General features: G+C 57.0%; 12 protein-coding genes and 1 pseudogene. 1 reads left to right on the forward strand and 12 read right to left on the reverse strand.

What is annotated here, in order from left to right; genetic code table 11:
- Positions 1-134: pseudogene (locus tag AC13CN_RS12780) on the forward strand (IS630-like element ISHsp2 family transposase); the annotation flags it as partial.
- On the opposite strand, the gene AC13CN_RS12785 reads toward AC13CN_RS12780, so the two are convergent.
- The 12 genes from AC13CN_RS12785 to AC13CN_RS12840 all read right to left on the reverse strand — a co-directional run.
- Positions 90-440: a pilus assembly PilX family protein gene (locus tag AC13CN_RS12785; protein WP_483053193.1), complete on the reverse strand. Its 351-nt coding sequence runs from the start codon at positions 438-440 to the stop codon at positions 90-92. The pseudogene AC13CN_RS12780 and the gene AC13CN_RS12785 overlap by 45 nt on opposite strands.
- Before the next feature lie 7 nt (positions 441-447).
- Entirely contained in the window at positions 448-939 is a 492-nt protein-coding gene (locus AC13CN_RS12790) for a PilW family protein (protein WP_074211479.1), read from the reverse strand.
- Positions 936-1,367, reverse strand: a complete 432-nt coding sequence (locus AC13CN_RS12795; protein WP_172514899.1) for a type IV pilus modification PilV family protein — start codon at positions 1,365-1,367, stop codon at positions 936-938. Before AC13CN_RS12795 ends, AC13CN_RS12790 begins: the two co-directional genes overlap by 4 nt.
- Positions 1,367-1,801, reverse strand: a complete 435-nt coding sequence (locus tag AC13CN_RS12800) for a type IV pilin protein (RefSeq protein WP_082051478.1) — start codon at positions 1,799-1,801, stop codon at positions 1,367-1,369. Before AC13CN_RS12800 ends, AC13CN_RS12795 begins: the two co-directional genes overlap by 1 nt.
- A gap of 34 nt (positions 1,802-1,835) precedes the next feature.
- Complete coding sequence (gene ispH / locus AC13CN_RS12805; protein WP_058576367.1) at positions 1,836-2,816, reverse strand: 4-hydroxy-3-methylbut-2-enyl diphosphate reductase; 981 nt, start codon at positions 2,814-2,816, stop codon at positions 1,836-1,838.
- Between the two features lie 36 nt (positions 2,817-2,852).
- Complete coding sequence (gene fkpB, locus AC13CN_RS12810) at positions 2,853-3,296, reverse strand: FKBP-type peptidyl-prolyl cis-trans isomerase (RefSeq protein ID WP_062375595.1); 444 nt, start codon at positions 3,294-3,296, stop codon at positions 2,853-2,855.
- Positions 3,297-3,317: 21 nt separating this feature from the next.
- Positions 3,318-3,866: a signal peptidase II gene (lspA, locus tag AC13CN_RS12815; protein ID WP_289099753.1), complete on the reverse strand. Its 549-nt coding sequence runs from the start codon at positions 3,864-3,866 to the stop codon at positions 3,318-3,320.
- Positions 3,859-6,690: an isoleucine--tRNA ligase gene (ileS, locus tag AC13CN_RS12820; RefSeq protein WP_474790928.1), complete on the reverse strand. Its 2,832-nt coding sequence runs from the start codon at positions 6,688-6,690 to the stop codon at positions 3,859-3,861. The genes lspA and ileS overlap by 8 nt, the downstream gene beginning before the upstream one ends.
- Before the next feature lie 7 nt (positions 6,691-6,697).
- Positions 6,698-7,735, reverse strand: a complete 1,038-nt coding sequence (gene ribF / locus AC13CN_RS12825; protein ID WP_044630332.1) for a bifunctional riboflavin kinase/FAD synthetase — start codon at positions 7,733-7,735, stop codon at positions 6,698-6,700.
- A gap of 138 nt (positions 7,736-7,873) precedes the next feature.
- Positions 7,874-9,451 (reverse strand): murein biosynthesis integral membrane protein MurJ, encoded by a 1,578-nt coding sequence (murJ, locus tag AC13CN_RS12830; protein ID WP_474790927.1) that lies wholly within the window; start codon positions 9,449-9,451, stop codon positions 7,874-7,876.
- A 107-nt stretch (positions 9,452-9,558) separates the two neighbouring features.
- Positions 9,559-9,825 (reverse strand): 30S ribosomal protein S20, encoded by a 267-nt coding sequence (rpsT, locus tag AC13CN_RS12835; RefSeq protein ID WP_016916025.1) that lies wholly within the window; start codon positions 9,823-9,825, stop codon positions 9,559-9,561.
- A gap of 503 nt (positions 9,826-10,328) precedes the next feature.
- Positions 10,329-10,448: zinc ribbon domain-containing protein (locus tag AC13CN_RS12840; protein ID WP_483053051.1), on the reverse strand; the 120-nt coding region annotated here is incomplete at its 5' end.

Consider the following 10,448-nt stretch of genomic DNA (forward strand, 5'->3'; position numbering starts at 1 on the left):
TTGAGATTCTGTGGCGGCAGATGAAGTATGCATGGCTGCCGCTGAGTGCGTATCTTTCGTTTGATAACCTCTGTGATGAGGTACACCGGCTACTCGATGGCTACGGCACTGAGTGCGCGATTAATTTTGAATAGGCACTTACCTGCTTGAAGTAGCTGAGCGATCTCATCACCCGTTAGCTTTCCTTCCGTCTCTTCAAGCAGTTGCGGATTTGCCACTAACTGTCCTAAATATTCGTTGCGACTTGCAGTATTGACAGGATTAACTAACGACGCCAAGGTATTTTCAGCGGTCATTTGCGCTTGAACCGAAGAGCGAAAGTTGCCTGCCAGCCGCTCATCCACAAGGGAGGACTGCATAGCACTCATACCCACCACCATAGAGGCCGATAACAAGGCCATGACAACAAAGAGTGCCGCGCCTTTTTGCTGCTTTTTCATTGTTACCTCACTCGGGATTGGTGGTTGTTACGATATCTCGTTTAGTGACATGGAATATGAGCGACTCACCACCCTGCATCATCGGAACTTTAACTTTATAGTGATGATCTAGACCTTCTTCTGGTATCGCCAACGGCTCCTGGTCTTCGCTACACTCCGCGTCGCTAATAACGTGGTTTTCTTCAAAATCTTTATAAAAATTTATAACCGGTTGATTACCTTTGTCGGTATCGCTAATTGTGCAAAGACACTGGGCATCCGCTATAGAGCAAGAAAGCGCATAGCGATCAACATCGTCTTCCTTGCGCAGCTCTTCCGCTAAAATCTGCGTTAAAAACACCGCTACTTCTTGCTTCCGGCTTAGCTCATCCACCGCGCTAAACGTCGAAAAGGTAGATAAAAAGAGTTGGCCCGCCCCTAGCGCAATCACCGTGCCAATCGCCATCGCCACCATTAACTCAACCAAGCCAGCGCCCAGCTGTTGCTTCATCGCTTTCATGGGGTATTTTCCACATTAGGGAGGATGAAACTGTAGAGGTACTCCTCCTCGCGGTTGCTAGATACGCTATTTAGGGCTATCACAATTGTAAACTCGCACCCTTCGGACATCCTCACACCGCTGTTGTCCCAGTTAGCGCCCCGTAGCGGCTTGGCGTTTGTATCTGCTGACCAGTGCTCTATCCAATCATCTTCAAGGGCACTCACCGCTGACGTCTCTATGGCTTCGCAATTAGAGTCGCTGGCTAATAGATTCCAAATTCTCTCTTGGGCATCGACCGCCGCCACCACAGCAATTGAGCGCTGGTACCCTTCGGTCGCGCTTTGCAGGGCTTTTATCTGCATGGCGGCCACCCCCATCAGGCCAAAGGCAAGCACTACCAGCGCGATCAGCACCTCAATGAGTGAGAACCCTTGCTGATGCTTCATTACCAGCACGCCTCTGGGGCACGCCCCCCTTTTGCATTTAAGGTGAGATCTTCATCACAGCCGTCTGAGCGTTGGGTCGTCGCGGTTAATATATAGCCGCCGTCGCTTTGGCTACCACTAGCGACTGAAATGGCGTAATGGCCGCTCGGAGAAAGTGTCATCTCCAAATCACACTCTGCATAGGTGTAGTCACGGGAGTAGCAGCGCTCCATTTCTGAAGCCGCTTGCAAGAGTGCCGTCTGGCCATCAGAGCGAACGGAGCGTTCGACGTAGCGGGCGTAACTGGGGTAGGCGATGCTGGCGATGATCCCAATAATGACCACCGCAATCAGTAATTCGATGAGGGTAAAGCCGCGCTGGTGCTTACCATAATCCCCTGCGCGGCGATTAAAACCATAAGTCACTAAGCGATGCTCCCATATCGGTTTACTCATACTTGGAGTATGTCTTAAACCGATACGGTTTGCATTATCCGCTGACGATCACCTGTTCACGCAGCTCTTTGGGCATAGAGAATGTAATGTTCTCTTCACGCCCCTGCAGTTCGACGGGGGCTTCCGCGCCCAGTGTCTGCAGCTTATCAATGACGCCTTTGACGAGCACTTCAGGGGCGCTCGCGCCAGCGGTGACGCCAATACGTTTTATGCCTTCTAACCACGATGGATCGATTTGCTCGGCGTTATCGATCAAGTACGCGGGGGTGCCCATACGCTCAGAAAGCTCACGCAGCCGGTTGGAGTTCGAGCTGTTGGGGCTACCGACCACCAGCACCAAGTCGCTATCTGCTGCCAGTTCACGCACCGCATCCTGGCGGTTTTGGGTGGCGTAGCAAATATCGTCTTTGCGCGGCCCCTGAATCTCAGGGAATTTCTCCCGCAGCGCGTCGATCACTTTGGCAGTGTCATCCATGGAGAGCGTGGTTTGGGTGACGAACGCTAGCGCCGAGGGGTCATTGACAACCAGATTGGCAACGTCCTGCTCATCTTCCACCAGATAAATCTTGCCGCCGTGGGAGGTGTCGTAGCGCCCCATGGTGCCTTCTACTTCCGGGTGACCTTCATGGCCAATCAGAATGCACTCCTGGCCGCGCTTGGCGTAGCGCAGCACTTCCATATGCACTTTGGTGACCAGCGGGCAGGTGGCATCGAACACTTTCAGGCCACGCTGCTCGGCATCTTGCTGCACCGCCCGGGAAACGCCGTGGGCAGAGAAGATGACAATCACATCGTCGGGCACTTCATGGAGCTCTTCCACGAAGACCGCGCCGCGTTCACGCAGGGTTTCTACTACAAAGCGGTTGTGCACCACTTCATGGCGAACGTAAATCGGCGGGCCGAAGACATCCAGCGCGCGGTTGACGATATCGATCGCACGGTCGACGCCCGCACAAAACCCGCGCGGGTTGGCTAGCTTGATCTGTACGGGCTGAGATGACTCTGATGACTGCATAAAAGCGCCTTGATGCAACCTGCATCGCTCAGGAAATTAGTGAGTGGTGATCGGCGTTACGTTGAGCACTTCAACCTCAAACGTCAATGTACGCCCTGCCAGCGGATGATTGAAGTCAATGTCTACGCGGTCACCGTCAATGGTTTTGACCACGCCAGGCAATTCCGTTCCTGCTTTATCAGCAAACGACATCACCATGCCGATTTCAGGCGTTTCGTCGCCAAAGTCGGCCCGCTTCAGGGTTTGAATGTTCTGCGGGTTATGCTGGCCAAACGCATGCTCAGGGGTGATATGAAACGTCCCGCTCTGGCCCGCTGCCATGCCTTTAATGGGGTGTTCAAACCCCGGTGGCAGATTGCCGTCGCCATACTGGAACGTGGCCGGTGCCTTCTCTTTGGTGGAATCCACCACCGTGCCATCTTCCAGCTTCAGCGTGAAATGCAGGGTAATTTCCATCCCGTCGTCAATTAGGTAATCCATGATGCCTCACTCATTGGCATGTTAAGAAGATGAAGAGTGCGCGGCTTTTTTGCGGCGACGCTCGCCCATCACCGACTCCCAGATAAGGCCAATGGCCCCTAGGGTAATGCCGATATCCGCCACGTTAAAGGCAGGGTAGTACCAGCCTGCCGCATGGAAAGAGAGAAAATCCACCACATAGCCATGAATCAAGCGGTCGTATAGGTTACCCAGCGCCCCACCGATAATCAGCGGCAAGGCGATAGCGAGCAGCTTCTCATCCGCACGCACGCGGGATAGCCAAACGGTGAGGCCAATGCTGGCACCAATAGCAATGGCTGCAAAAAACCAGCGCTGCCAGCCGGGGTGTTCGGCCAAAAAGCTAAACGCCGCGCCGGTGTTGTGCAGCAGCGTGAGGTTGAAAAACGGCAAGACTTCAACCGGCTGTGCATAGCTTAAAAAGTGGCTAGCGGCATACTTCGTCGCAAGATCCAACACAATGACCGCCACGGCAAGCCATAGCCAGCGCAGCGGCCGCCGCATGGGCGGCCGCTGGTGTGAATCGTTCACCGGGGAAGCTGTGTTAGGCATAGTGACGAATCTCGCCGCTACCTTCGGGCAGGTTACTTACACAGCGGCCACACAGGTCCGGGTGCTCGGCAACGCTGCCTACGTCTGCCCGGTGGTGCCAGCAGCGCTCGCACTTGGCATGCCCACTGGCGCTCACCGCAACCTTCAAGCCTTCAAGCTCAGTGCTTTCGGCATTGGCGGCATCTGCCAGCGGTGCCAGGTGCACTTCACTGGTGAGCATCACAAAGCGCAGCTCGTCGCCCAGCTTCGCTAGCGTCGCGTGCAGCTCGTCATTGACGAACAGCGTCACTTCTGCCGCGAGGCTACCCTTGATCACTTTGGCGTTACGGGCGTCTTCCAGGCATTTGTTCACCGAGTGCTTCACCTCCAGCACCTGCTCCCAGAAAGCGCGGCCCATCTCGGCGCCCTCATCCAACGTGGAAAGCCCGGTGTAGTAGGTCTCCAGCAGCACGCTATCGCCCCGCTCGCCGGGGATATGCTCATAAATCTCCTCGGCGGTGAAGGAGAGAATCGGCGCGACCCAGCGGCTTAGCGCTTCCACCACGTGATAAAGCGCGGTTTGCGCGCTACGGCGGGCCAGCGAGTCGGTTTGAGTGGTGTACTGGCGATCCTTGATCACGTCCAGGTAGAAGCCGCCAAGCTCCCGTGCGCAGAAGCCGTGTACCTGCTGGTACACATCCAGGAAGCGGTACTCCTCGTAGGCGGTTTCGATGCGGCCTTGAAGCTGTGCGGCACGATCAACGACCCACTGGTCCAGCGCCAGCATATCGCCAAACGCCACTTGGTCCCGCTTGGGATCAAAGCCGTTCAGGTTGGAAAGCAGGAAGCGCGCGGTGTTGCGGATACGACGGTACACATCGGCAGTGCGTTTGAGGATTTCATCCGAGACGGCCATTTCACCGGAGTAGTCGGTAGACGCTACCCACAGGCGTAGAATATCGGCGCCCAGCTTATCCATCACGCTTTGCGGCGCGACCACGTTACCGATGGACTTGGACATCTTGCGGCCCTGGGCATCCACCGTGAAGCCGTGGGTCAACAGCTGACGATACGGCGCGTGACCATCAATCGCCGCACCGGTGAGCAGCGACGAGTGGAACCAACCACGGTGCTGGTCCGAGCCTTCCAGGTACAAGTCAGCGCGCGGGCCGCTTTCATGGCCGTGGGGGTGCGAGCCGCGCAGCACGTGGCGGTGGGTGGTGCCCGAGTCGAACCACACGTCTAACGTATCGGTGACTTTATCGTAGTCAGCGGCTTCCGCGCCAAGCAGCTCGGAAGGTTCGAGTTTGAACCATGCCTCGATGCCCTCTTGCTCCACACGCTTGGCGGCTTCTTCCATCAGCGCTACGGTGTTGGGGTGAAGCTCACCGGTTTGCTTATGCAGGAAGAACGGAATCGGCACGCCCCAGTTACGCTGGCGGGAGATACACCAATCCGGGCGGTTGGCGATCATGCTGTGCAGGCGCGCTTGCCCCCAAGCAGGGGTGAATTCCGTCGCTTCGATACCGGCCAGCGCGCGCTCGCGCAGGGTCTTGCCATCCTTGCCTTTGATATCCATACCGACGAACCACTGGGCCGTGGCGCGGTAGATCACCGGCGTTTTATGACGCCAGCAGTGCATGTAGCTGTGCTTAATAGGCGTGTGGGCCATCAGCGCGTTTACGTCACGCAGCTTCTCGATGATGTTCGGGTTGGCTTTCCAGATCATCTGGCCGCCGAAGAACGGCAGGTCATCCGCGTAAACGCCGTTGCCCTGCACCGGGTTCAGCATATCGTCAAAGCTCATGCCGTGCTCGCGGCAGGTAACAAAGTCATCCATACCGTAAGACGGAGCAGAGTGAACGATACCGGTACTGCCCACCTCAGACTCAACGTAATCCGCCAGATAGACCGGCGAGAGGCGGTCGTAGAACGGGTGGCGGAAATTGATCAGGTCAAGGTGTTTACCTTGTGTGGTAGCCACTACTTCACCCTGGAGACCAAAGCGCTCTAAGCAGCTCTCGACCAGCTCTTCGGCTAACAGCAGTAGGCGCTCGCCGGTGTCTACCAGCGCGTAGGTGAAATCGGGGTGAACATTCAGCGCCTGGTTGGCGGGAATGGTCCACGGCGTGGTGGTCCAGATCACCACGGCGGCGGGCTTGGCCAGCTCGCTTAAACCAAACGCAGCCGCCAGCTTGTCGGCGTCTGCCACGGGGAAGGCAACGTCGATGGCATCGGATTTTTTGTCGGCGTACTCGACTTCCGCTTCCGCCAAAGCCGAGCCGCAGTCAAAGCACCAGTTCACCGGCTTCAGGCCTTTAAAGACGTAGCCCGCCTCGACCATATCCGCCAGCGCGCGGATCTCGCCCGCTTCGTTGGCGTAATCCATGGAGCGATACGGATGACCCCAGTCACCGATGATACCCAGGCGCACAAAGTCCACCAGTTGGGTTTCGATTTGGGCACCGGCGTACTCACGGCACAGCTCACGGGCTTTATCCGCCGGAAGGTGCTTGCCGTGGGTGGTTTCGACCTTGTGCTCAATGGGCAGGCCGTGGCAGTCCCAACCCGGCACGTAGGGCGCATCAAAACCCGCCAGGTTTTTGGACTTAACGATAATATCTTTAAGAATTTTATTAACGGCGTGACCGATATGGATACTGCCGTTGGCGTAGGGAGGGCCATCGTGCAGTACAAACAGCGGCGCACCCGCACGGGCTTCGCGCAGGCGCTGGTATAGGTTCATATCCTGCCACTGGGAAACACGCCCAGGCTCCTGCTTCGGCAGCATGCCGCGCATAGGAAAGTCGGTTTCTGGCAGGTTTAGCGTGTGCTTATAGTCCATAGTCCGGTCAGCCGTCGTTAGTATCGGCGGCGTCATCCGCCGAAGTGAAATCAGAAGAAGCGGTCTCACGCCCAAGCGGGGCCGAGGCCAGCGGAAGAGAGGTTGTTAGATCAGCGTCGGCGGTCGCAAAGTAGCGGCGCGCCTTGGCTTGGTCCTGGTGAATCTGTGCTTTTAGCGCGTCAAAATCGTCAAACTTCACTTCCCCTCGCAGCCGTGCGCAGGGGTAAACCGTTAGCCGTTGGTCATACAGATCGCCAGAAAAATCCAGCAGATGCACTTCCAGCGTAGGGCGTTTAGACCCCACCGTAGGCCGAAACCCGACGTTCGCTACGGCGGGGTGGCGCTCGCCATTCGCCAATTCGGCCACCACCGCAAACACCCCCCGCAGCGTCAGCGGCTGGGGCAATAGCGGTAGGTTCGCGGTTGGTACGCCAATGGTGCGACCCAACTGCTGGTCGCGCACCACGCGGCCATGTAGCGAATAAGGCCTGCCCAATAGGCGAGCGGCCACTTCAAAGTTACCGCTGGCCAGCAGCGTACGCACTCGGGTGCTCGATACCCGCTCGTCATCGACTTTGAAGGTGCGAGTGTGCTCTACGCCAAAGCCATGAGTGCGCCCCACGGCTTCTAACAAACTGAAGTCGCCACGGCGATCACAGCCAAAGCGGAAGTCGTCGCCCACCACTAGATGCTTAACGCCCAGCCCATCAATCAACACCTGATCGATAAACTCGCGCCCGGTGAGGCTGCGCAAGGCATCGTTGAACGGCAGGCAGAGCACCTGCTCGGCACCGTGGTCGCGCAGCAGGCGCACTTTTTCCCGCAGGCGCGTTAAGCGCGGCGGCGCTTGGTCTCCGGCAAAAAACTCGCGGGGCTGAGGCTCAAACACCACCACGGTCAGCGGTACGTTCAGGCGCGCAGCGTGCTCGCGGCACTGCTGTAGAATCGCCTGATGGCCGCGATGCACGCCATCGAAATTACCAATGGTCGCCACGCAGCCACGATGGGACGCTGTCAGATTGTGCAGACCTCGAATGACGTGCATGGCACCTCTTTTTTAAAAGCTTGTTTTAAAAGCGTTTTCCGTTTTAAGGCCGCTAGCCGTTTTCAAAGCGTTTGATTATAACGAACGCGCTGCTCTGGTGCAGAAGAAGATAATAGCGCTCACGCGCCTGCCCCTTGCCTAGCCGTTCATTTTAAAGTGGCGAAGCCGCAGGCCAAGCGCCGTTAACCAGATAAAGTAGAGCCCGCCCCCGAGCACTACTAGCCCGGCCACCCAGCGGACGCGCTGCCATAGCCCAAACTCTAACCACACCTGCCAATCAGGTGAGACTAACATAAGCGCCACGCTCATCAGCACGCTGCCGCCGACTAACTGCACCGAGTAACGCCCCCAACCCGGCTGAAACACCAGCACCTGCTGGCGGTAAAGCAGATACCCCAGCAGCCCCGCGTTTAAAAATGCAGAGAGCGCAGTGGCCAACGCCAAGCCCGCATGGGCCAGCGGCCAAATCAGCAGTAGGTTGAATACCATGTTCGCGACCATGGCGATAATGCCTACCTTGACTGGCGTTTTGGTGTCTTGGCGAGCAAAGAAACCCGGCGCGAGCACCTTGATCAACATAAATGCCACTAAACCGAAGGCGTAGGCACGCAGGCTCATGGCCGCCATCTGAATATCGTTATCGGTCATCGCCCCGTAGTGGAACAGGGTAATCAAAAACGGCTCGGCCAGTACCGCCAGCGCCAATGCCGCCGGCACGCCCAACAGCAGCACCACACGAATCGCCCAATCCAACATGGCGGAAAAGTGCTCGGTGGACTGCTCCGCGTGCCGCTTGGAAAGCGCAGGCAAGATAATGGTGCCAATCGCCACGCCAAACACGCCAAGCGGTAGCTCTACCAACCGATCCGAGTAGTAGAGCCACGAAACGCTCCCCGCCGCCAACAGCGATGCCAGCACCGTATCCAACAGCAGGTTGATCTGCGATACCGATACGCCAAACAGCGCCGGGGCCATCAGTTTTAAAATACGCTTGACGCCGTCATGGGCGAAGTTAGGCCACGGCGTCGGCAGCAGCCCCAAACGCAGCAAAAACGGCACTTGAAAGGCAAGCTGGGCCGCCCCGGCAATCAGCACGCCCCACGCCAGCGCCATAGCGGGCTCTTCCATTAGCGGCATTAAGAATAGCGCCGCGCCGATCAGCGAAATATTCAGCAGCACCGGCGTAAATGCGGGCACTGCAAAGCGGTTCCAAGTGTTCAGCACGCTGCCGGAGAAGGCGGTGAGCGAAATGAGCAGCAAATACGGAAACGTCAGCCGCAGCATATCGGCGGTCATCGCGAGTTTATCAGGGTCGCGTCCAAAGCCAGGGGCAAACAGCCATACCAGCCAGGGCGCGCCCAGCATCGCCAACGCGGTGATTAGCGCCAGCAGCGCGGTTAGGCTCCCCGCTACCGCATTCAGCAGTTCACGGATCTCCTGCTTGGTGCGCTGGGTGGAGTACTCAGAGAGCACCGGCACAAATGCCTGGTTAAACGCCCCTTCTGCAAATAAACGGCGCAGAAAATTGGGAATTTTAAACGCCACAAAGAAGGCATCCGAGCCATTGCCTGCGCCCAAAAACGTTGCCACGACCACATCGCGCACCAACCCCATCACCCGGGAGAGCATGGTCATCGCGCTGACCACCAACCCCGAACGCATTAGCCCGCGGCGTGGTGGCGGCATATTGGCATGCTGTGGTGTATCGGCGCTCATCAGGTTATTCCCTACAGGCTAAATAGAGATGCACATATCGCCCGGTAGGCGACGTTCAGGCACAAAAAAACCGGCCGCAGCCGGTTTTTTTTATGGCGCCTGCCGGCTTACGCCGCCAGAGCCTTAATGCGCTTGTTCAAGCGGCTTTTCAGACGTGCAGCTTTCTTCTTAGAAAGAACGTCTTTATCAGCAATACGGTCAACGACCGGCTGCATTACCTTGAACTCTTCCATCGCTTTGCCATGGTCACCGGTGTTAATCGCTTTGATCACACGCTTGATGTAGGTGCGGACCATGCTGCGCTGGCTGGATTTCAGGACACGACGAGTCTCGGCCTGGCGGGCGCGCTTGCGTGCTTGCTTGCTGTTCGCCACAGGTATCTCCTTGGAGAATAAGGGCTGCCTAAAAACGGCAACGAATTTACTATGTGTTTGTCGGCTGGCATTTGCCAAATCACGACATTTCCGTAACAACCAATTGATTTAGCAGCGTTTCTAACTCTGCCAAATAGTGTAACGAGCAGTCTTATAGCTGCCCGCTCACGGGTCTTGTCTGAGAGGATGGCGTAGTCTATCACGCGTAAAGCGGGCTTGCTAGCCGCTGTCAATGCTTTTCGGGCGGGGGACCGCTAGCGCTCCTACCAGTGGTTGTACTATTCGGTAGCTGTACATAATCCCAGCACATCTCAAAGGGGTATACTTGACATCCTCCCCTCCCTCAGCTTGCGCTGCCGCCTTGCGGCGGAAAGGAAGGGGATTCCCAGGTCGTTACCTTCCTGGTTCCTGCTTCGATGTTCGTTGCCTTCAATGCCTTGGCACTGCTGGTCTTACACAAACTCCACAGGCGTACATTCCCGAGTGCCCCTCGGTATGATCTTTCAACCATCTGCACCGGCTAATAGCGCGGTGCCTGCTTGCAGAATGTTGCGGGCCGCATTCACGTCGCGGTCGATGCCCTGAGTACCGCAATCTGGGCAGTCCCAGGTGCGAACATTCAG

Source organism: Vreelandella sp. L-25 (genome assembly GCF_056857535.1).

What these genes read in the sequence shown, in the direction of transcription:
- AC13CN_RS12785 (WP_483053193.1), bottom strand. Translation starts at nt 440, where the DNA reads ATGAAAAAGCAGCAAAAAGGCGCGGCACTCTTTGTTGTCATGGCCTTG.
- AC13CN_RS12790 (WP_074211479.1), bottom strand. Translation starts at nt 939, where the DNA reads ATGAAAGCGATGAAGCAACAGCTGGGCGCTGGCTTGGTTGAGTTAATG.
- AC13CN_RS12795 (WP_172514899.1), bottom strand. Translation starts at nt 1,367, where the DNA reads ATGAAGCATCAGCAAGGGTTCTCACTCATTGAGGTGCTGATCGCGCTG.
- AC13CN_RS12800 (WP_082051478.1), bottom strand. Translation starts at nt 1,801, where the DNA reads ATGAGTAAACCGATATGGGAGCATCGCTTAGTGACTTATGGTTTTAAT.
- ispH (WP_058576367.1), bottom strand. Translation starts at nt 2,816, where the DNA reads ATGCAGTCATCAGAGTCATCTCAGCCCGTACAGATCAAGCTAGCCAAC.
- fkpB (WP_062375595.1), bottom strand. Translation starts at nt 3,296, where the DNA reads ATGGATTACCTAATTGACGACGGGATGGAAATTACCCTGCATTTCACG.
- lspA (WP_289099753.1), bottom strand. Translation starts at nt 3,866, where the DNA reads ATGCCTAACACAGCTTCCCCGGTGAACGATTCACACCAGCGGCCGCCC.
- ileS (WP_474790928.1), bottom strand. Translation starts at nt 6,690, where the DNA reads ATGGACTATAAGCACACGCTAAACCTGCCAGAAACCGACTTTCCTATG.
- ribF (WP_044630332.1), bottom strand. Translation starts at nt 7,735, where the DNA reads ATGCACGTCATTCGAGGTCTGCACAATCTGACAGCGTCCCATCGTGGC.
- murJ (WP_474790927.1), bottom strand. Translation starts at nt 9,451, where the DNA reads ATGAGCGCCGATACACCACAGCATGCCAATATGCCGCCACCACGCCGC.